The following is an 18,281-nucleotide window of genomic DNA, read 5'->3' as shown; positions in this document are numbered from 1 at the left end:
GAAATCAAACACGTATGGCAGCGCCCTCAACTCAGTCCGCGTCAGGCTTTTGAGGAACGCCTTGCGATCTGCAACACTTGCGGATGCGACGCAGGCGGCACCCAATCTGGTAGCGGACGGCGTCAAAGTCGATGTCGCCGTCGGCCAATCCGGTTCCGAATTGTCCATTGAACTCTGCCTCTTTCTTTCTGGTTTCAGCGAACACATTGTTCAGCTGCGCCATCTGCTTTGGCAGTTTGTCGATCTCTCCCAGATCGCCACTTTCCACCAAATCCAGCACAGCCTTCAGTGTCCGGTTGATATTGCGTTGAAGCTGCCTAGCCTCCTCAATACGTTCGGCAGCTAGTTTCTGCTCGGTGGCCTCGCCACCGCTTTGGGTTGTCATGGGGCAGTCCCCTTTCAGGTTGCTCCGCCCGATTGCGAAACAAAAAAGGGACCTTGGGGTGTATGCCCCAAAGTCCCGTTTGCTTCGTCCAGCATGGGGGTAAACCTACCCGCAGCCTGTGATTTTCCCAAATCTTAACAAAATGTTAGCGCCCGCCGAGGACACGTCTCGTTAACTGATCAGTTGCCAGATGCAGCATCCCGTTCAGCCTCCAGCTGACGATAGACAGCCACATTGGCGTTATGTTCGGCCAGCGTCACCGCGAAATTGTGCCCGTCCCGTGGATCAAGCGTTTTGGCCACAAAGAAGATGTAATCCGTGTCGGCCGGGTTCAGCGCCGCCTCAATCGAAGACGCGCCAGGATTGGCGATGGGCGTCGCGGGCAACCCGTCAATAACGTAGGTATTCCAAGGGTTTTCAGCGCGCAGCTCACTCTGTCGCAGGCCCCGTCCCAACACGCCGCGCCCTTCGGTCACCCCGTAAATCACCGTGGGGTCCGTTTGCAGACGCATGCCTTGGTTCAACCGGTTCACAAACACCGATGACACGTCAAACCTCTCATCGCTGGTCGACGCCTCTTTCTCGATGATCGACGCCAGAATCAGCGCCTCTTCCGGGGTCTCAAGTGGCAGACCATCGGCGCGGGACGCCCATGCCTCGGCCAAGATCGCCTCTTGGGAAGCTTGCATATCAGCCAACAACTCCGCCACCGAATCTCCAGGCGACACCTGATAGGAATCGGGGGCCAACATGCCCTCTGGCGGGATGTCCTCGACTTCACCATCCATGAATTCCAACGCATTCAGCGCCTGAACCACCTGCCAGCTTGTCACGCCCTCAGCCACAACCACACGGTACTGCGTGTCGGAGGCCTCGCGCTTTTCAGCATAGGTCGCGGGGGCATCCTCAACCGCAGGCTCAAAGCTCGCCAACTGATCAAACCGTCCTGTCGCCGGATCCAGCTCGCGCACCTGGGCCACCACACGGGTCACCCCCACACGGTACACAATTTCCGTGCCGCAAGTGCTTTGCCCGCCGCGCGTGACGATATCGACGATTTCCTCCATGGAAGATTCCGCCGGCACCAGAAAAGACCCAGCCTTCAGCTGGCGTGTCTTGTCCGCATAATCCGCCCCGATCCTCAGAAGAGACGAAGATGAAATCGCGCCCCGCTCCTCCAGGTCTTCACTGACACGGCGCATGTTGCTGCCCGATGGGACCTGCACACAAATCGCCTCATCCAGCGGTCCCGCGGCGGAATACTGGGACGTCCCCCACATCACAACGCCGCCCGCCATAAACAGCAGGACAATCAAAAACGTCAGCGCATTGCTGGCGATATGTTTCCACATTTAGCTGACCTTACCGAACAAGACGGATGCGTTGGTGCCACCAAACCCAAAGGAGTTGGACAAAGCCACGTTGATCTCACGTTCCACCTTGGCGTTAGCTGCCAGATCGACCTTGGTTTCCACGGCGGGATTGTCCAGATTGATCGTGGGCGGGGCCACCTGATCGCGGATCGCCAGGATCGAGAATATCGCCTCAATCGCGCCAGCAGCCCCCAACAGGTGCCCGGTGGCCGATTTGGTTGACGACATCGTCACTTTAGACGCCGCATCCCCCATCATCCGCTCCACCGCGCCCAACTCAATCGTGTCGGCCATGGTCGAGGTGCCGTGCGCGTTGATGTAATCAATATCGCCGGGCTCCAGCCCTGCATCCTTCAACGCCATCCGCATGGACCGCTCGCCACCCTCGCCGTCCTCGGACGGGGCGGTGATGTGATAGGCGTCACCGGTCAGACCGTAGCCCAGAACTTCGGCGTAGATCTTCGCGCCCCGGGCCACAGCGTGGTCATACTCCTCAAGGACAACCATCCCCGCGCCCTCGCCCATCACGAACCCGTCGCGATCCGCATCATAGGGGCGGCTGGCGGCCTTTGGGTCATCGCCTCGTTTTGTGGACAGCGCCTTGCAGGCATTAAAGCCCGCGATGCCAATCTCACAAATCGTGGCCTCGGCCCCGCCTGCAATCATCACATCCGCACGGCCCGATTTGATCAGCTGCGTCGCGTCCCCAATGGCATGCGCGCCCGTCGAACACGCGGTCACCACCGCATGGTTCGGCCCCTTAAACCCGTACTTGATGGCAATCTGACCAGAGATAAGATTAATCAAGGCCCCCGGCACAAAGAACGGCGACACGCGGCGCGGTCCCTTTTCTTTCATCATGACGGCGGTGTTGGCGATGGAATTCAGCCCCCCAATGCCCGACCCCGTCAGAACGCCCGTGCGCTCCAACGCGTGTGAGTCTTCAGGCTGCCACCCGGCATCCTCCACAGCTTGCTGAGCAGCCGCCATGGCAAAAACGATGAAATCATCAACCTTCCGGCGCTCTTTGGCAGGCATATAGGCGTCAGGGTTAAATGTGCCATCGCTGCCATCACCATAAGGAACCTCGCACGCATAGGTCGTGGCAAAGCCCTCGGGGTCAAAATGAGTGATGGGTCCCGCGCCAGATTGCGCGTCCAAAATGCGCTCCCAGCTTTTTTCGACACCATCAGCCAACGGTGTGACCAGACCCAGTCCTGTAACGACAACTCGACGCATTGCGCACCCCTCACGATTGCATGTCTTTTGCTCCGTTTACCGTGCTTTTTGTCATAGGGGCAAGCCCAGCGCGGCAGGGGCACCGTCACGTCGGCAAGGTTAAGCATTTTGAAAGCCTGACGGTGTACGGCTGTATGCATAAGCGAAGAGGTGCGCCATGCAACGCGTCGGTGTTTTTGTAGTCTTGTTCAGTCTGGCCAGCGCCCTCCCCGCTTGGGCAGATTTCTGTGAGGCTCTGGCCGAAATGGATGCGATCGAAACCCAGATACAGCAGCCCAATACAGCAACCACCCCTGAACTGATCGCCGCCTTTTCAGGGGCCGTCGACCTTCTGGCCGAATATTTCCCCGAAGAACGTGATCTCAGACACGCCTCCGACCATTTCTTGACCTTCGCCCTTATTGATGTGCGCCAAGCGGGCCGAAACCCCGAAGCCTTGCGCGCCGCGGTCAGCAAAGACGCGCATCAAAACGCCTTCGGCAATCTGATCCGCGTCGCCAAGCCCTATTGCGAAGACACCGAATTCACCACCACACCGCCCGGGACCAGCGCAACAAAATCCGCGTCCTCTGACACGTCGATGATGGGCCAATTGTTGTCGTGGTATGTGGTGGGCCCCGCCCTTACACTGTTGGTGACAGTGCCTGTGCTGGCCTTGGTTTTCGTGCATCGCAACAAACAACGCAGCGACCGCCGCCGCAAGCGCATCTTGTGCCATTATCCCATCAAAATAAAGACCAACGCAGGGGACTTCACAGGCATTATGGCAGATGTCAGCCGTTTGGGCGCAAAGTTGAAAGTGGAAAACCTACCGCCAGATGTAACCGCGCTGGCTGTCACGATACAGAACATTCGTATGCAAGCGACGGTGTGCTGGCGTAACGATCATTTCATCGGCGTCGTCTTTTCCCAGACCCTGCCCCGCCGCGTGGTGCAAACACTGGCATCAGACTATGCCGCGATGCTCAAACAGGCCGATCTGACAAAACAAAAGGCGGCACCAAACGGCGCCGCCTCTTACATTCCGAACGAAGCGATTTAGGACGCTTCTTTGATGAACTTCACGGCGTCGCCGAAGCTCTGGATCGTTTCGGCTGCATCATCAGGGATTTCGATGCCGAATTCTTCTTCGAACGCCATAACCAGCTCAACAGTGTCGAGGCTGTCTGCGCCCAGGTCGTCGATGAAGGACGCGCCTTCAACAACTTTATCTTCTTCCACACCCAGGTGCTCTACAACGATCTTACGAACACGATCTGCGACGTCGCTCATGTCAAATTCCTCACATAGTTCAGGGCTTTATGCCCGTTGGTCAGCCCAGAACCGTTGTCACGGCGAAAGGCCCATTTTTGCCCACTGATGGGGCGAAAAGGCCACGACGCAACGTCACGAGCCTCAATTCTGCGTGGCCTATAGCAGAGATTCCCCGCTTGGCAAACGCTTTGCGACCCAAAGGTCAGAACCCCAATATAGGGTTACAGCATCGCCATACCACCATTGACGTGCAATGTCGTCCCTGTGACGTAGGCCGCCCCATCGCTGGCCAGATACAGCGCAGCCGCCGCGATCTCGGCTGGGGTGCCCATACGGCCTGCAGGGATTTGCACGTTGATCTTGTCTTTTTGATCATCGGTCAGCTTGTCGGTCATGGCCGTCGCGATAAAGCCCGGGGCGATGCAGTTCACGGTGATGCCACGCGACGCGACCTCATAGGCGATGGATTTGCTCATCCCCACCATACCGGCCTTGGACGCTGCATAATTGGCCTGTCCCGGATTGCCCGTGGCCCCCACGATGGAACTGACGTTGATAATCCGCCCCGACCGCGCCTTCATCATGCCGCGGATGACCCCTTTGCACAGCCGCATGGTGGACGTCAGGTTGACGTTGATCACGTCCGCCCATTCGTCGTCCTTCATGCGCATGAACACCTGATCGCGGGTGATGCCTGCGTTGTTGACCAGAATATCAACCGACCCCATGGCCTCCGCTGCCTGTTTGGGCAGCGCATCAACGGCTTCGGCGTCGCTCAGATTACAAGGCAACACATGGGCGCGCCCGCCCAGTTCGGCGGCCAGCGCCTCCAACGGCTCAACCCGTGTCCCCGACAGCCCCACCGTGGCGCCTGCGGCGTGCAAGGTTTTGGCAATTTCTCCACCGATGCCGCCCGATGCGCCCGTGATCAGCGCGTTTTTACCTGTCAAATCAAACATATTCCATCCTCTCCTAAGTGTCCAAACCCTCATCGAGGGTTTGTCAGCAGGCTTTCCTTGAAAGCCTGTTACCCGTTCAAAGCAGCAACCGCCGCCACAACGTCTTCGGGCGTGCCCACCGCACGGGTCGCCACACTGCGGTCAACCCGTTTGATCATGCCGGACAAGGCTTTGCCCGCGCCGATTTCCCATGCCTCCGTCACACCGGCCCCGGCCATCCAACTTACGCTTTCGCGCCAGCGCACCGATCCGGTCACCTGTTCAACCAACAGCGCCTTGATCTCATCGGCCTCAACAGCCGCAGCCCGCACATTGGCCACCAAAGGAACGGCAGGTGCATTCAACGTCACATCCGCCAAGGCGCCCGCCATCACATCAGCAGCAGGTTTCATCAAGGACGAATGAAACGGCGCGCTGACAGGCAGCAACATCGCGCGCTTTGCACCCTTGTCCTTGGCAATTGCCACGGCCCGTTCCACAGCGGCCTTGTGGCCCGACACGACGACTTGCGATGGATCATTGTCATTCGCCGCTTCGCACACTTCACCTTGGGCGGCCTCGGACGCGACAGCCTGCGCGCCCTCAAAATCCATGCCCAGCAGCACCGCCATCGCGCCCACACCCACCGGCACCGCGTCCTGCATTGCCTCGCCACGGATGCGCAGCAGGCGGGCCGTATCGGCCACGCTCAACGCGCCACTGGCCGCCAATGCAGAATATTCGCCCAAGGAATGGCCCGCCACATAGGACGCAGCCCCGATCGCCACGCCTTCGGCTTCCAACGCACGCATGGCCGCCATTGACGTGGCCATCAAAGCGGGCTGGGCATTGCGCGTCAGCGTCAAATCAGCAACGTCGCCCGTCCAGATCAGATCAGACAACTTCTCACCCAAGGCGTCGTCCACCTCATCGAAAATCGCCTGCGCTGCGGGATAAGCGGCCGCCAAGGCCTGCCCCATTCCGATGGTCTGGGCCCCCTGGCCAGGAAAAACAAACGCCTTCATATCGCTCCCCTCGTCGTTTGATCATATGGGTGGAGATGGTCCCCACGGATGTTGCACAAGGGGTTACCCTGCACACTCACTTGGCACAAGGGACAGGGTGGACCAGACTGGAACAGCACAGCCGCGCACAGCAAAAAGGGGGCCGCAGCCCCCATGATCTCCAGTTGTGTCAGTCCAGACAGGTCACATCAGTCCTTAGACAATGGCCCAGACCAAACCGGATCCAGCACACGCCCCTGACGGACCCCGCAATCCGCCGCGATCCGGTCGCGCAAGGACGTCAACGTCGTGACGCATCCGTCGGCAGCAACGATTGGACCATACCCCTTGATCCGCATGTGAATCTGGCCAAACGACCGATCAAAGTCGGAGGCCACGATCTCAACAGAAGACACCGTATCCATGCTGTGTCGCGTCAAGATGGTTTCCGGCCCAAACCGCCCGCGCGTCACCTGACGCACCTCACCGTTGCGCGTGTCAATCTGCACCCGAACCCGGCGCGTCCTGTCTGCCACTGTCGCACAAATCAGGGTCAACGCCGCCAAGATCATCAAAGTGAATATGCGAATCTCGGGTGCCGCGGCCCCAAGACCAATCAAGGCAGAGACGAACATCACAGCCGTCGTAAGCCCAAAGACCGCCGCACCAAAGGACGCAAGGCCCCGTACGATCAACGCCGACGTCATCTCTGACTGGGTCATCTTGATCTCATACCCCCAAAACCGTTCCTCCAGCGACGGATAAACAGCGATCTCACCCATGGACGATGGTCGCAGGGCACCCTGCTGTGCGTGGGTGAAAAAAGAAGGGTCTGGCAGTGCAGTCATGGCGTTCTCTCTCATTGGCTACATCACCATCACTGACGGGGAATTCAGGCGGAAAAACGTCATGCCCGCGTCCACCACGTGTTAATAAATCGTTAATGTCCTTCCCTGCGCGTCACCCGATGCAACGCCCCCCCCTTTGTCCGGCATCAAATGCGCAGGCTTTCCCTTGATCCCCTGCCCTGTCTCTGTATAAGGCCCCATCGCGTCCGCAGATCATCTTATGAACTGCGCAGTCTCTCGTGGGTGGGGGCGGACGTGCAAACCCTGCCCTATGAAATGCGCCGATATGACTGGAGTTACGCATGCCACTTTATGAGCATACGTTTATTGCGCGTCAGGACTTGTCCAACACGCAAGCTGAAAGCCTCATCGAACACTTCTCCACTGTGCTCGCCGACAACGGCGGCAAAGTGATTGAGTCCGAGTACTGGGGCGTCAAGACTATGGCCTACAAAATCAACAAGAACCGCAAAGGCCACTACGCCTACCTGCGGTCCGACGCGCCAGCGACTGCCGTGCAGGAAATGGAACGTCTGATGCGCCTGCACGACGACGTGATGCGCGTTCTGACCATCAAGGTTGATGAGCACGAGGAAGGCCCCTCCGTTCAGATGCAGAAACGTGACGAACGTGGCGACCGCCGCGAGCGCCGCTAATTCATCAGATCAAGAAAGGACTGTAAGTCATGGCAGCTAAACCATTTTTCCGTCGTCGTAAGTCTGATCCGTTTGAGGGCGATAACGCCCCCAAGATCGACTACAAAGACACCCGCACCCTGCAGCGCTACATCTCTGAGCGTGGCAAAATCGTGCCGTCCCGCATCACCGCAGTCGGTGCCAAGAACCAGCGTGCCCTCGCCCGTGCGATCAAACGCGCCCGGTTCCTCGCACTGCTGCCTTACGCTGTTAAGTAAAGGACCGACATCATGGATATCATCCTTCTCGAACGCGTAGCCAAATTGGGCCAGATGGGCGAAGTCGTCTCCGTCAAGGAGGGCTATGCCCGCAACTTCCTGTTGCCCCAAGGCAAAGCCCTGCGCGCCAACGAACACAACATGAAAGCCTTTGAGGACCAGAAAGCGCAGCTTGAAGCCCGCAACCTGGAATCCAAAAAAGAGGCCGAGGCGCTGGCTGGCAAGCTGGACGGCGAAACCTTCATCGTGATTCGTCAGGCCTCCGACGGCGGCAACCTCTATGGCTCCGTCTCCACCCGTGACGCAGCTGACGCTGCGACCGAGGCTGGGTTCTCCTTGGATCGTGGTCAGGTTGCCCTGACCGCCCCCATCAAAGAACTGGGCATTCACGACGTGATCGTCACGCTTCACCCTGAGGTCGACGCGACCATCAAGCTGAACGTCGCACGTTCAACCGAAGAAGCCGAACTTCAGGCCGCAGGCAAATCCATTGCCGAACTGGCCGCAGAAGAAGAGGCCGCCGCTGAGTTCGAAATTCAAGAACTCTTCGACGATATCGGTGCAGCCGGCATGGACGATTTCGGTGACGACGATGCGGCACCTGCCGCTGACGACGCCGACACGGCCGAAGGCTCCGACGAAGACTAAGTCTTCCGACAAAAACATATTGAAATGGGGCCGCGTTTTTAACGTGGCCCCTTTTTTATTTAATTGAAGCTATTCAACAGTTCTTAAGAACTGGCGGATAGCAACCTGAGGATGGATTTTGCCACTCAGGAAACGCACATGAAACCGATTGAGCTTGTGAATCTTCGTAAGGGCGACATCCTTTACGAACAAGGCAGCAACAATTCCGACATCTTCCTGATCGCCTCGGGTCAGGTCGTCATGTTTCATTCGGACAAAGACAGCCGCACAGACTGTGAAACCCGGGGGCGTGGATCCATCCTGGGCGCGCTCTCTGTTATGATGCAATCGCCTCGGTTTGTCAGCGCGCAAGCCCTCGAAGACACCTGCGTCATCCGCATGCCCGCAGAGGCCCTCCTTGCGAATTATGATACCGTTGACCCGATACTGCGTGCGTGCATCGATACCGCTATTTGCTTCAACGCACGTCTGAACACAGCCCAGGCCTCCTCAAATACAAGCGTTCCAAAAACCGGAACAGTCGTTGCCAATGCAGATGCCCTCCTTGAAAGGTTGAAGTTCGAAATCGATTTGCAAACCAGCATCATCAACCGCGAATTTACAATGGTTTACCAGCCCATCGTGAATCTGCAGACCGGTAAAATTCTCGGGTTTGAGGCCTTGATGCGGTGGATTCATCCCGTGCGCGGCTTTGTTCCACCTGATGAATTTATCACCGTGGCCGAAGACCTCGGCGCAATCGGCGCGCTGACCGATTTCGCCGTCGAAGAAAGCTGTCGCACCCTCAAAAACATCTTGGATCAAACCGACGGCGATCCGGATTTCTTTGCGTCGATCAATGTGTCCGGCCGTGATATTTCCCGTCTCGGTTTTGCGGAAAGTCTGGCCTTAACGCTTGACCGCTATGGGATCGCCCCGAAATCCATCCGCCTCGAAATCACGGAAACGGCTTGCATCTTTGATTCCCAAATCGTGAGAGACAATCTCGAGGCCTTTAAAACAATGGGGTTCGGGCTCTCAATTGATGACTTTGGCACCGGCTATTCCAACCTCGCCCATTTCAAAACGATGCCTCTCTCAACGCTTAAGATAGATCGTGCCTTCGCAGGCGACGCCCATGAAAATCCGGTCTCAGGCAGCATTGTGGCCATGCTGGTGGGCCTTGGCACGGCCCTCAACGTCGACATCGTGGCAGAGGGGGTCGAAACGGTCCATGACGTTCGGGCCCTCACCAATCTGGGCTGCCGAATGGCGCAGGGGTACTTTTTTCACAAACCCACCAACAGCAACGACCTGCTCGCCCTTGTCAGCGCGGATCAGGGCCGACATCCGATCAGCAGTGTGGCGTAAATCAGCGGTCAAACGTCTCAAGGATAACCGTGGCGTCGCAGCTGGTTTGCCTGGCAGACCCGACCCACACCTGCAACGGCCCATCAGGCGCGCCCCAAACGACAACCTCCTGTCGATCATTCGCGCTCTGCCCGAAATGCCATAGCCCATCACCGGACCTGACAGCCAATATGGGATCGCATTGCGCATCCGCCATGACCATCAAGATATGGGGCGCCATCCCCTCCAGATTGAACACCGCTGACGGCGCAATCGGCAAATATCCGACCAACTCATGGGTCAGCACATCATTTTCGGCCCAGTCCGCGCACGGCACTTGCGCCTCCGCCGTCGCCTGCACCGCCCAAGATTGCGGCGCAATCAAATCTGGCCCGGTCGCATTGTATGTTTCGGCGGGAAGGAATGGATCAGGACAACTGGCCTGCGCCATACCCGCCCATCCAATGAAAATCAGAACGCTGTACTTCATACTGCATGATATACCGCGTTGCCCGCGCAGGTCACGCTACAGGCCCTGACTTTTTCGTCAGCTCCCATAAGAAAGCCGCCCCCAACATCCGTCAGGGGCGGCAAATGCAAACACGAAAGACGTGGTTATTGAGCCTGAATGATCAGGTTTGCGTCGCAATACCCGCCATCATACGTGCCAACCCAGATATCGATCTGCCCACTGCGCGGCCGTGTCAAAACGATCTGCGGATCCAGATTTCCGGCGTCATCGTCATCGTAGTACCACGTCGCAGTGCCGGTGTTGATCAACAGTGCGCTGTCACAGTTGCTGTTCACACGCAGGATCAGGCGATTGCCTTCGATGTTGTTCGCGAAAATGCGCACGTCAGGCGCAGAGGTGAAATACCCCGCCCCCGTGTCGGTCTGTGGGTTCACGTTCGGGCAGTTCCAAACGTAGTTGTTGCCGCCAGCCTGAAGGCCAACACGCTGACCAGACCGCATCTGCCCCAAAGTCAGGTTGTAGGACCCATATGTCGGGTTCATGCTCCAGTTCGGACACGCCTGTGCCGCCCCTGCAAACCCCACCAATGCTGCAACCGTTGCCAATAGTTTCTTCATAGTAATAATCCCCGAAGTAAAATAGTCGTGAGGATTTTTTAACCAAACATTCAGGATTTACCTAACGGAAATTTGTGCAGTTCGGGTCGGGTTTTCCTTAGTTTTTGGCAACTACCGGACCACGACAAAGGGCCGCCCCTTTCAGGACGGCCCCAAAAATGTGTCGCCAAGTCGAAGACTTTACTCTTCTTCGAGAGCCTCAACAGCCTTTTGAAGATCGTCTTTAGAGACCTCTTTCTCGGTCACTTTGGCCCCTTCCACAATGTGATCGACGACTTTGTCTTCGAACAGGGGCGCGCGGATCTGCTGCTGCATCTGCTGGTTTTGTTGCACGAATTCAAAGAACTGGCGTGCTTGGTTGCCGTATTGGCGCGCTTGGTTCATCACCGCTTGGGTGAATTCCGCATCGGTCACTTGAACTTCGGCCTTCTGACCAACTTCGGCCAGCAGCAAGCCCAACTTCACGCGGCGCTCAGCCAGTTTCTTGTGCTCATCCGTCGGCTCGATCTCGGGGTGATCATGGCCCTGAACGTCAGGGTTTTCTTCGTGCCACAGCTGATGCGCGATCTGGCCAGCCTCGGCGTCCACCAACGAGGGTGGCAACTCGAACGATACGGCCTTGTCCAGCTCATCCAAAAGTGCACGCTTGGTCACAGCCCGCGCGGCGCCTGCGTATTCTTCTTCCAAACGTTCAGAAATCTGGCCTTTCAGACCGGCCAGATCTTCTGCGCCAAACTGCTTTGCCATTTCGTCGTCGATCTCGGCGGCCTTCGGCTCTTTCACGTTGTGAATTTTGCACTCGAACACAGCCTCTTTGCCGGCCAGATGTTCTGCGTTGTAATCTTCGGGGAAGGTCACGGTGACGTCCGTTTCGTCGCCCGCTTTCACACCGACCAAGCCCTCTTCGAACCCAGGGATAAACTGACCAGAGCCCAGAACCAGCGCGTGACCTTCGGCAGCACCACCCTCAAACGCTTCGCCATCAACTTTGCCCAGGAAATCAAAGATCACCTGATCGCCGTCTTTCGCCTTGGACCCCTTCTTGCGGTCTTCGAAATTCTGCGCGGTCTCCGCCAGTGAGCCCAGCGCCTCATCCACGGCCGCGTCGTCGGCTTTCACAACCAGTTTTTCCAAGGCGATGCCGGAAAAATCGACTTCGGGGATCTCAGGCAGCTTTTCGTAAGACACGTTGACGACAACATCGTCGCCCTCTTTCCAGTCTTCGTTGGCCATCTTCATTTCAGGCTGCATCGCAGGGCGGTCGCCACTTTCTTCAAGATGCTTGTTCATCGCGCCATCAACAGCTTCCTGCATGGCTTCACCAAGAACACGTGGGCCAAACTGCTTTTTCAGCAGCGCCATCGGCACTTTGCCCTTGCGGAAACCCTTCATCTCGATCTCGGGCTGCGCTTCTTTCAGCTTGTCGTTGACCGCGCCGTCCAGATCGGCGGCCGTCACCGTGATCTCGTAGCCGCGCTTCAGGCCGTCGTTCAGGGTCTCTTTGACCGTCATGGATATCGTCCTTCTTTCATCTCTCACGCCCCGATCGGGGCAATTTCTTGGTGCGGGTGGAGGGACTTGAACCCCCACGCCTTGCGGCGCCAGAACCTAAATCTGGTGCGTCTACCAATTTCGCCACACCCGCAGTATTCATAAGGGGACGGCACAGCCATCCCCTTAAGTTGGGCGCGTCTTAGCAAAGTCGAATGAAGGATGCGAGAGGAAAACGCCACCCATCCCACAAGGTTTTGCAGCGGTTTGGAAGCCTCGCAGCATCAGCCCCGCCCTGCATCGGTGGCAGCAAGGTGCGTGACGAAAAAGACTCACCTCTCATCAATGCCGCGCAAAAACACAAAAGAAGTCCCGCCGGTAACAATTTGTTGCCATATTTGCGGCTACAAACGAGGCAGAACAACAAGCACAGAGCGAGAAACGCCATGCACTTGGGACAGAACAAAGACTTTACTGATGCGGAGGCTGTGCAGGCCCCCGTCACATCTATCGTCACCGCAAACGCATCCGGCCTGACAACAGGGACAACCGTCATGACCATGGCGGGTGAAACACCTGTCGAAGACTTGGAAATCGGGGATCGTGTCATCACGCGTGACGCCGGCATGGCCGTGCTGCGCGATATTCGCAGCAAAAAGGTTAAGGTTACCCCGATCTGCATCAAAGCAGGCTCTTTGGGCCATACGCGTCCGCAACATGACATGGTGCTGGGCCCCGATACGCTGGTCCACATCCGCGATTGGCGCGCCAAGGCTCTGTTCGGGGCCGACGTGGCCACCGTGAAGGCCAAGCGTTTGCTCGATGGTGAATTTGTGTCCCAACAGGACGAGGCCACAATGACGGTGTATGACCTGATCTTTGATCGTCAGCACATCATCTATGCAGATGGCCTTGAAATCGCGAGCACGAACATCTGATCAAAAATCGATCCGCCAATCGGTCAACGCAGTCCTTTGGGGCTGCGTTTTGCATTTGAGGGCGCTGCCCTCGCGCGTGCCGCGCTCACCCGAGGTATTTCAGACCCAAAGAAGCAAAGGCAATTCGCATCCATTTTGGGCAGGCTGCCACCCGTCGCTTGTTCTGAATGCAAAGGCGCGATTCACTTTCGCTCTTTCCTGCGCCGTTTTGCTTATTTTTTGTGCAAACCTATATTTATTGGCCAGCGCCCTTTCGATCCTTGGCGGCGCAGAATTGAGGCCCAGCGCCGAAAATGATCTGACCCAAGCAGAAACATCTGCCAAGGGAGATCGGCACGTGAAGAAGATCGAGGCCATCATCAAACCGTTCAAGTTGGACGAGGTCAAAGAAGCCCTGCAAGACGCCGGTATTCAAGGTCTGAGTGTTGTCGAAGTCAAAGGCTTCGGCCGCCAAAAAGGCCACACTGAACTCTACCGTGGTGCGGAATACGTCGTGGACTTTCTGCCAAAGGTAAAGATCGAGGTCGTCCTGGCCGACGATCAAGTGGATGGCGCGATCGAAGCCATCATCACTGCTGCGAAGACAGACAAGATCGGCGACGGCAAAATTTTCGTGTCCGACGTGGCGCAAGCCATCCGCATCCGGACCGGCGAAGAAGGGGATGACGCGCTGTAAGGCGGGCCAACCAAATCTATCCAAACCCAATATTCATCAGGGGAAACGTAAGTAATGAACAACAAAGATCTCGTGAAAATGATCGCTGACGAAGATATCGATTACGTTGATATCCGCTTCACTGATCCACGCGGCAAACTCCAGCACGTCACATTGATGTCCGACCAGGTCGACGAAGACTTCCTTGAAGAAGGCTTTATGTTCGACGGCTCCTCCATCGCCGGCTGGAAATCCATCGACGAATCCGACATGAAGCTGATGCCCGACACATCCAGCGCCTATGTTGACCCTTTCTATGCGGAAAAAACCCTCTGCCTGCACTGCTCCATTGTTGAGCCTGACACAGGCGAAGGCTATGACCGTGACCCACGCGGCACCGCCGAACGCGCTGAGGCTTATCTGAAATCCTCCGGCATCGGTGATGTGGCCTACTTTGGCCCTGAAGCTGAATTCTTCCTCTTCGACGACGTGCGCTACTCCGTAGGTATGAACAAAGTGTCCTACGAAGTGGACGCGATCGACGCTGCCTGGAACACCGACACCGAGTACGAGATGGGCAACACCGGCCACCGTCCCGGCGTCAAAGGCGGCTACTTCCCCGTCAACCCCATCGACGACGCGCAGGATATCCGCTCCGAGATGCTGTCCACGATGAAGCGTCTGGGCATGAAAGTGGACAAGCACCACCACGAGGTGGCCTCCTGTCAGCACGAACTTGGCCTGATCTTCGACAGCCTGACCAAGCAAGGTGATGAGCTGCAGAAGTACAAGTACGTCATTCACAACGTGGCCCAGGCCTACGGCAAGTCCGCGACCTTCATGCCCAAGCCCATCGCAGGCGACAACGGCACCGGCATGCACGTGAACATGTCTATCTGGAAAGACGGCAAGCCGCTGTTTGCAGGCGACAAATACGCCGATCTGTCTCAGGAAGCCCTGTACTTCATCGGTGGTATCCTGAAGCACGCCAAGGCACTCAACGCCTTCACCAACCCGTCCACAAACTCCTACAAGCGTCTGATCCCGGGCTTTGAAGCCCCCGTTCTGCGCGCCTACTCTGCCCGCAACCGCTCCGGTTGTGTGCGTATTCCATGGACAGAAAGCCCCAAAGCCAAGCGCGTTGAGGCCCGTTTCCCTGATCCCGCAGCCAACCCCTATCTGTGCTTTGCGGCCCTGTTGATGGCCGGCCTTGACGGCATCAAGAACAAGATCGATCCCGGTCCTGCGTCTGACAAAGACCTTTATGATCTGCCCGCAGAAGAGCTGGCCGAAATCCCAACGGTCTGCGCATCGCTGCGTGAAGCCCTGGATGAGCTGGAAAAAGACATGGACTTCCTGCTGGCCGGTGACGTGTTCACCAAAGACCAGATCGAAGGCTACATGGAACTGAAGTGGGAAGAGGTCTACGCCTACGAGCACACCCCCCACCCCATGGAATTCAAGCTGTACTACAGCTGCTAAGTCCGGTTTTGAGTTTGCAAAAGGGCGTCCCTCGGGGCGCCCTTTTCATTTTGGGGGCCCGCTGATCTGCGACGCGCCCTGTCGTGTGCCTCCGCCGCGTCACAATTTATTCCCAAACTTGCCTTTACGTTTACTCCGTCTTGACGATTTTAGCTGACATTCCGGCAGTATGAGTAATGTGAACCAGTATATCCCGCCGTCATCGCCCTATGAACAGACCGCCAGTTTTGGGGCCCACCGCAACCGTGACTTGCCCGCATCCGCGATCCAGTCTGGGGCGTCGACCCTTCCTGCCGCGTGGCAAACCCGCGGCGTGGCAATGAGCGGGAACCTTCCCCGCCACACGTCTGAGCCCCGCAATCTGGCTGAGGTCGCCATGGCACCGCTTCGGTGGTGTTTTACAGGCTCTGTGAGGGCCGCGTTCACCGCAGGCGTCATCGCGGCCTGTGTCCTAATGGTCCTTTTCTGATCTGACCTGCACCAGCGTCGTGTGAATGACGAAAGCCACTGCGTCTGGATGCTCCAGACGCAGCACGGTTTGTCGCTCACTCCGAATAAAGGGATCATCAGGTTGGCCCACGGGGCGTTTGTCCACCTCGAGCCGAGGCTGAAACAACGCAGGATCACTGTATCGCAGTAAATTGGCCCGCCACATGGGCCGGCCCCTTTGCACACCATCAAACAACCGCTGCACGCGTGCAGCAATCCCAGCGTCATAATCAGCCACTGGGCGATGAATGCGAACCAAAGGCCGTCCGATCTTTTCGGCCAAGGTCCAACTGGCCGGAAAACACAGGACAGCGCCTGTCAAAACATGTTCATCTCCGCGTTTTTCAAGAATGCAAACGTCCTGTTGCAGGATCCGGCCCACGGTTTGCAACGGCTGGTCCCAATCGACGGTCTGAGACGTTCCATCGGGACACCGCACCGTTCCAGCATCTAACGCGAACCCCTCTGGCAAACAGCCCAAGACATCGTTCAGAAATGACCGGGCTGCGACCAAACCGTCAGGCTGCATAGCACACACGTCGTCCAACTGCGTGTCCAACAACCGACGTCGTTCGACCATCTGCGCGCCATAGGCGTCGTCGCAAAACAACCATGGCCCTACAACCGGTTGCATGGACGGCAACCGCGCCGCCGCGCGCACGGCCTGCCCCTCCGGCAGGGCCTTTTGCAGGATAGATGTCGGTTTTGCGTCCATCAGCCCGCCCCTGAATGTCGTTTTTGGGCCGGACAGCTCTCACCCTCGCCGCCACGCTTCCCCCATCGCCTGATCATAGCCGGAGGAGGCCGCCATGAACACGCATTATCGCGACACCCGCAAGATTGACCCGACCCGCGGCGCGACACTGGGGGATGGAACGCCCAACGATGCGGACCGTATTGAAATCGGCCCCACCCAACTGGCCTTCCGCGAATGGGAGGCCGCAGGCCTCACCCTGCCCAACCTCGCCAACCTGCGCGCCTTTCGCTGGCGGCGGCTGACCCAACACATCGTGGACCGCGACTATGGCGGTCTGCTGATGTTCGATCCCCTCAACATCCGCTACGCCACCGACAGCACCAACATGCAGCTGTGGAACACCCACAACCCGTTCCGCGCGGTCCTCATCTGCGCCGACGGCTACATGGTCATCTGGGATTACAAAAACTCTCCTTTCCTGAGCACCTTCAACCCGCTGGTGCGCGAACAGCGCAGCGGCGCGGATTTGTTTTATTTCGACCGTGGCGACAAAGTCGATGTCGCCGCCGACACTTTCTCAAACGAGGTCCGCCACCTGATCGCACAGCACGGCGGCGGCAACATGCGGCTTGGTGTGGACAAGATCATGCTGCACGGGCTGCGCGCCCTCGAAGCCCAAGGATTTGACATAAAAGAGGGCGAAGAACTCACCGAAAAGGCCCGCTCCATCAAAGGCCCCGACGAAATCCTGGCCATGCGCTGCGCCAACCATGCCTGCGAAACCTCCGTCAAAGCCATGGAAGACTTCGCCCGTGCGAACGCCGGAAACGGCACCTGTTCGGAAGACGACATCTGGGCGGTTCTGCACGCAGAAAACATCAAACGCGGCGGTGAATGGATCGAAACACGTCTGTTGGCATCAGGTCCTCGCACCAATCCGTGGTTTCAGGAATGCGGGCCGCGCATCACAAGGCCCAACGAAATCATCTCCTTTGACACTGATTTGGTGGGCAGTTACGGCATCTGCATCGACATCTCGCGCAGTTGGTGGATCGGCCCCGACAAGCCCCGCCCGGACATGGTCGAGGCGATGAAACACGCCGTCGAACATATTGAAACCAATATGGAAATGCTGAAACCGGGGGTGAATATCGAAGACCTCAGCCGCAACACCCATGTGCTGCATGACAAATATCAGGCGCAAAAATACGGCTGCCTTATGCATGGCGTGGGCCTGTGCGATGAATGGCCCCTCGTGGCCTATCCAGACAAGATGGTGCCCGGCGCGTTTGATTACGAACTGCAACCAGGCATGACATTGTGTGTAGAGGCGCTGGTGGGCGAAGTCGGCGGCGATTTTTCGATCAAGCTCGAAGATCAGGTGCTGATCACCGAAGACGGCTATGAACGCCTCACCACCTACCCTTGGGATGACGCGCTGATGGGGCTGTAACCAGTCGGTGACATTTCTCACCATAGCGTGACGCCCCCGTCACATCCCTTGCGCAG

21 protein-coding genes and 1 tRNA gene are annotated in these 18,281 nt (G+C 57.6%); 10 read left to right on the top strand and 12 right to left on the bottom strand.

Features of this window, described 5'->3' with window-relative positions:
* Positions 1–31 precede the first annotated feature (31 nt).
* The 3 genes from PSJ8397_RS17290 to fabF all read right to left on the bottom strand — a co-directional run bounded on the left by PSJ8397_RS17290 (position 32) and on the right by fabF (position 2,997).
* Positions 32–385: a hypothetical protein gene (locus tag PSJ8397_RS17290; RefSeq protein ID WP_235000797.1), complete on the bottom strand. Its 354-nt coding sequence runs from the start codon at positions 383–385 to the stop codon at positions 32–34.
* A 179-nt stretch (positions 386–564) separates the two neighbouring features.
* Positions 565–1,737, bottom strand: coding sequence for an endolytic transglycosylase MltG (gene mltG, locus PSJ8397_RS15575; RefSeq protein WP_085865555.1), 1,173 nt, complete (start codon positions 1,735–1,737; stop codon positions 565–567).
* A complete protein-coding gene (fabF, locus tag PSJ8397_RS15570) occupies positions 1,738–2,997 on the bottom strand; it encodes a beta-ketoacyl-ACP synthase II (RefSeq protein WP_085865554.1) in 1,260 nt (419 codons plus the stop codon).
* Positions 2,998–3,154: 157 nt separating this feature from the next.
* Here fabF and PSJ8397_RS15565 point away from each other — a divergent pair, with 157 nt between their 5' ends.
* The gene (locus PSJ8397_RS15565) at positions 3,155–4,039 is read left to right on the top strand and encodes a PilZ domain-containing protein (RefSeq protein ID WP_085865553.1); all 885 of its coding nucleotides are present in this window, start codon (positions 3,155–3,157) and stop codon (positions 4,037–4,039) included.
* Here the strand turns inward: PSJ8397_RS15565 and PSJ8397_RS15560 are convergent.
* The 4 genes from PSJ8397_RS15560 to PSJ8397_RS15545 all read right to left on the bottom strand — a co-directional run bounded on the left by PSJ8397_RS15560 (position 4,036) and on the right by PSJ8397_RS15545 (position 6,975).
* Positions 4,036–4,269 (bottom strand): acyl carrier protein, encoded by a 234-nt coding sequence (locus PSJ8397_RS15560; RefSeq protein WP_085865552.1) that lies wholly within the window; start codon positions 4,267–4,269, stop codon positions 4,036–4,038. The two genes, PSJ8397_RS15565 and PSJ8397_RS15560, sit on opposite strands and share 4 nt — an antisense overlap.
* A gap of 203 nt (positions 4,270–4,472) precedes the next feature.
* Positions 4,473–5,210 (bottom strand): 3-oxoacyl-[acyl-carrier-protein] reductase, encoded by a 738-nt coding sequence (gene fabG, locus PSJ8397_RS15555; protein ID WP_085865551.1) that lies wholly within the window; start codon positions 5,208–5,210, stop codon positions 4,473–4,475.
* 68 nt (positions 5,211–5,278) lie between these two features.
* Complete coding sequence (fabD, locus tag PSJ8397_RS15550; RefSeq protein WP_085865550.1) at positions 5,279–6,214, bottom strand: ACP S-malonyltransferase; 936 nt, start codon at positions 6,212–6,214, stop codon at positions 5,279–5,281.
* A gap of 188 nt (positions 6,215–6,402) precedes the next feature.
* Positions 6,403–6,975 (bottom strand): hypothetical protein, encoded by a 573-nt coding sequence (locus PSJ8397_RS15545; protein ID WP_143515502.1) that lies wholly within the window; start codon positions 6,973–6,975, stop codon positions 6,403–6,405.
* A 368-nt stretch (positions 6,976–7,343) separates the two neighbouring features.
* Here PSJ8397_RS15545 and rpsF point away from each other — a divergent pair, with 368 nt between their 5' ends.
* The 4 genes from rpsF (at position 7,344) to PSJ8397_RS15525 (ending at position 9,952) form a co-directional block, all read left to right on the top strand.
* Complete coding sequence (gene rpsF, locus PSJ8397_RS15540) at positions 7,344–7,697, top strand: 30S ribosomal protein S6 (protein ID WP_085865548.1); 354 nt, start codon at positions 7,344–7,346, stop codon at positions 7,695–7,697.
* Positions 7,698–7,726: 29 nt separating this feature from the next.
* Positions 7,727–7,954, top strand: a complete 228-nt coding sequence (gene rpsR, locus PSJ8397_RS15535; RefSeq protein WP_085865547.1) for a 30S ribosomal protein S18 — start codon at positions 7,727–7,729, stop codon at positions 7,952–7,954.
* A gap of 12 nt (positions 7,955–7,966) precedes the next feature.
* Positions 7,967–8,602: a 50S ribosomal protein L9 gene (gene rplI, locus PSJ8397_RS15530; protein ID WP_085865546.1), complete on the top strand. Its 636-nt coding sequence runs from the start codon at positions 7,967–7,969 to the stop codon at positions 8,600–8,602.
* Positions 8,603–8,740: 138 nt separating this feature from the next.
* Entirely contained in the window at positions 8,741–9,952 is a 1,212-nt protein-coding gene (locus tag PSJ8397_RS15525; RefSeq protein WP_159453159.1) for an EAL domain-containing protein, read from the top strand.
* A gap of 1 nt (position 9,953) precedes the next feature.
* On the opposite strand, the gene PSJ8397_RS15520 is transcribed toward PSJ8397_RS15525, so the two are convergent.
* The 4 genes from PSJ8397_RS15520 to PSJ8397_RS15505 form a co-directional block, all read right to left on the bottom strand.
* Entirely contained in the window at positions 9,954–10,421 is a 468-nt protein-coding gene (locus tag PSJ8397_RS15520) for a hypothetical protein (protein WP_143515501.1), read from the bottom strand.
* A 125-nt stretch (positions 10,422–10,546) separates the two neighbouring features.
* Positions 10,547–11,020 (bottom strand): hypothetical protein, encoded by a 474-nt coding sequence (locus PSJ8397_RS15515; RefSeq protein ID WP_085865543.1) that lies wholly within the window; start codon positions 11,018–11,020, stop codon positions 10,547–10,549.
* A gap of 180 nt (positions 11,021–11,200) precedes the next feature.
* On the bottom strand, positions 11,201–12,532 hold the full coding sequence (tig, locus tag PSJ8397_RS15510; protein ID WP_085865542.1) for a trigger factor: 1,332 nt from the start codon (positions 12,530–12,532) through the stop codon (positions 11,201–11,203).
* 48 nt (positions 12,533–12,580) lie between these two features.
* Positions 12,581–12,665 (bottom strand) — tRNA-Leu (locus PSJ8397_RS15505).
* A gap of 292 nt (positions 12,666–12,957) precedes the next feature.
* On the opposite strand from PSJ8397_RS15505, the gene PSJ8397_RS15500 reads away from it, so the two are divergent.
* From PSJ8397_RS15500 to PSJ8397_RS16925, 4 genes are all read left to right on the top strand, one after another.
* Positions 12,958–13,449, top strand: a complete 492-nt coding sequence (locus PSJ8397_RS15500; RefSeq protein WP_085865541.1) for a Hint domain-containing protein — start codon at positions 12,958–12,960, stop codon at positions 13,447–13,449.
* A gap of 337 nt (positions 13,450–13,786) precedes the next feature.
* A complete protein-coding gene (locus PSJ8397_RS15495) occupies positions 13,787–14,125 on the top strand; it encodes a P-II family nitrogen regulator (RefSeq protein ID WP_085865639.1) in 339 nt (112 codons plus the stop codon).
* A gap of 54 nt (positions 14,126–14,179) precedes the next feature.
* Positions 14,180–15,586, top strand: coding sequence for a type I glutamate--ammonia ligase (gene glnA, locus PSJ8397_RS15490; RefSeq protein WP_085865540.1), 1,407 nt, complete (start codon positions 14,180–14,182; stop codon positions 15,584–15,586).
* Between the two features lie 169 nt (positions 15,587–15,755).
* Positions 15,756–16,055, top strand: a complete 300-nt coding sequence (locus PSJ8397_RS16925; protein ID WP_143515499.1) for a hypothetical protein — start codon at positions 15,756–15,758, stop codon at positions 16,053–16,055.
* Here the strand turns inward: PSJ8397_RS16925 and PSJ8397_RS15485 are convergent.
* Positions 16,038–16,790, bottom strand: a complete 753-nt coding sequence (locus PSJ8397_RS15485; protein WP_085865539.1) for a heme-dependent oxidative N-demethylase family protein — start codon at positions 16,788–16,790, stop codon at positions 16,038–16,040. The genes PSJ8397_RS16925 and PSJ8397_RS15485 overlap by 18 nt on opposite strands.
* Before the next feature lie 94 nt (positions 16,791–16,884).
* Between PSJ8397_RS15485 and dddP the strand changes: the two genes are divergently transcribed.
* Positions 16,885–18,225, top strand: a complete 1,341-nt coding sequence (gene dddP / locus PSJ8397_RS15480; RefSeq protein ID WP_085865538.1) for a dimethylsulfonioproprionate lyase DddP — start codon at positions 16,885–16,887, stop codon at positions 18,223–18,225.
* Positions 18,226–18,281: the final 56 nt, after the last annotated feature.

The organism is Pseudooctadecabacter jejudonensis, assembly GCF_900172275.1.
Taxonomy (GTDB): Bacteria; Pseudomonadota; Alphaproteobacteria; order Rhodobacterales; family Rhodobacteraceae; genus Octadecabacter; species Octadecabacter jejudonensis.
This window is presented reverse-complemented; position numbering and strand designations above follow the sequence as displayed.

Bases quoted from the DNA above. Each gene is read 5' to 3' on its own strand.
- rplI (WP_085865546.1), top strand. From the start codon at position 7,967: ATGGATATCATCCTTCTCGAACGCGTAGCCAAATTGGGCCAGATGGGC.
- PSJ8397_RS15565 (WP_085865553.1), top strand. From the start codon at position 3,155: ATGCAACGCGTCGGTGTTTTTGTAGTCTTGTTCAGTCTGGCCAGCGCC.
- PSJ8397_RS15520 (WP_143515501.1), bottom strand. From the start codon at position 10,421: ATGAAGTACAGCGTTCTGATTTTCATTGGATGGGCGGGTATGGCGCAG.
- PSJ8397_RS17290 (WP_235000797.1), bottom strand. From the start codon at position 385: ATGACAACCCAAAGCGGTGGCGAGGCCACCGAGCAGAAACTAGCTGCC.
- dddP (WP_085865538.1), top strand. From the start codon at position 16,885: ATGAACACGCATTATCGCGACACCCGCAAGATTGACCCGACCCGCGGC.
- mltG (WP_085865555.1), bottom strand. From the start codon at position 1,737: ATGTGGAAACATATCGCCAGCAATGCGCTGACGTTTTTGATTGTCCTG.
- PSJ8397_RS15515 (WP_085865543.1), bottom strand. From the start codon at position 11,020: ATGAAGAAACTATTGGCAACGGTTGCAGCATTGGTGGGGTTTGCAGGG.
- PSJ8397_RS15560 (WP_085865552.1), bottom strand. From the start codon at position 4,269: ATGAGCGACGTCGCAGATCGTGTTCGTAAGATCGTTGTAGAGCACCTG.
- PSJ8397_RS15485 (WP_085865539.1), bottom strand. From the start codon at position 16,790: ATGGACGCAAAACCGACATCTATCCTGCAAAAGGCCCTGCCGGAGGGG.
- PSJ8397_RS16925 (WP_143515499.1), top strand. From the start codon at position 15,756: ATGAGTAATGTGAACCAGTATATCCCGCCGTCATCGCCCTATGAACAG.
- fabF (WP_085865554.1), bottom strand. From the start codon at position 2,997: ATGCGTCGAGTTGTCGTTACAGGACTGGGTCTGGTCACACCGTTGGCT.
- fabD (WP_085865550.1), bottom strand. From the start codon at position 6,214: ATGAAGGCGTTTGTTTTTCCTGGCCAGGGGGCCCAGACCATCGGAATG.
- PSJ8397_RS15500 (WP_085865541.1), top strand. From the start codon at position 12,958: ATGCACTTGGGACAGAACAAAGACTTTACTGATGCGGAGGCTGTGCAG.
- PSJ8397_RS15525 (WP_159453159.1), top strand. From the start codon at position 8,741: ATGAAACCGATTGAGCTTGTGAATCTTCGTAAGGGCGACATCCTTTAC.
- PSJ8397_RS15545 (WP_143515502.1), bottom strand. From the start codon at position 6,975: ATGGGTGAGATCGCTGTTTATCCGTCGCTGGAGGAACGGTTTTGGGGG.
- rpsR (WP_085865547.1), top strand. From the start codon at position 7,727: ATGGCAGCTAAACCATTTTTCCGTCGTCGTAAGTCTGATCCGTTTGAG.
- fabG (WP_085865551.1), bottom strand. From the start codon at position 5,210: ATGTTTGATTTGACAGGTAAAAACGCGCTGATCACGGGCGCATCGGGC.
- glnA (WP_085865540.1), top strand. From the start codon at position 14,180: ATGAACAACAAAGATCTCGTGAAAATGATCGCTGACGAAGATATCGAT.
- tig (WP_085865542.1), bottom strand. From the start codon at position 12,532: ATGACGGTCAAAGAGACCCTGAACGACGGCCTGAAGCGCGGCTACGAG.
- rpsF (WP_085865548.1), top strand. From the start codon at position 7,344: ATGCCACTTTATGAGCATACGTTTATTGCGCGTCAGGACTTGTCCAAC.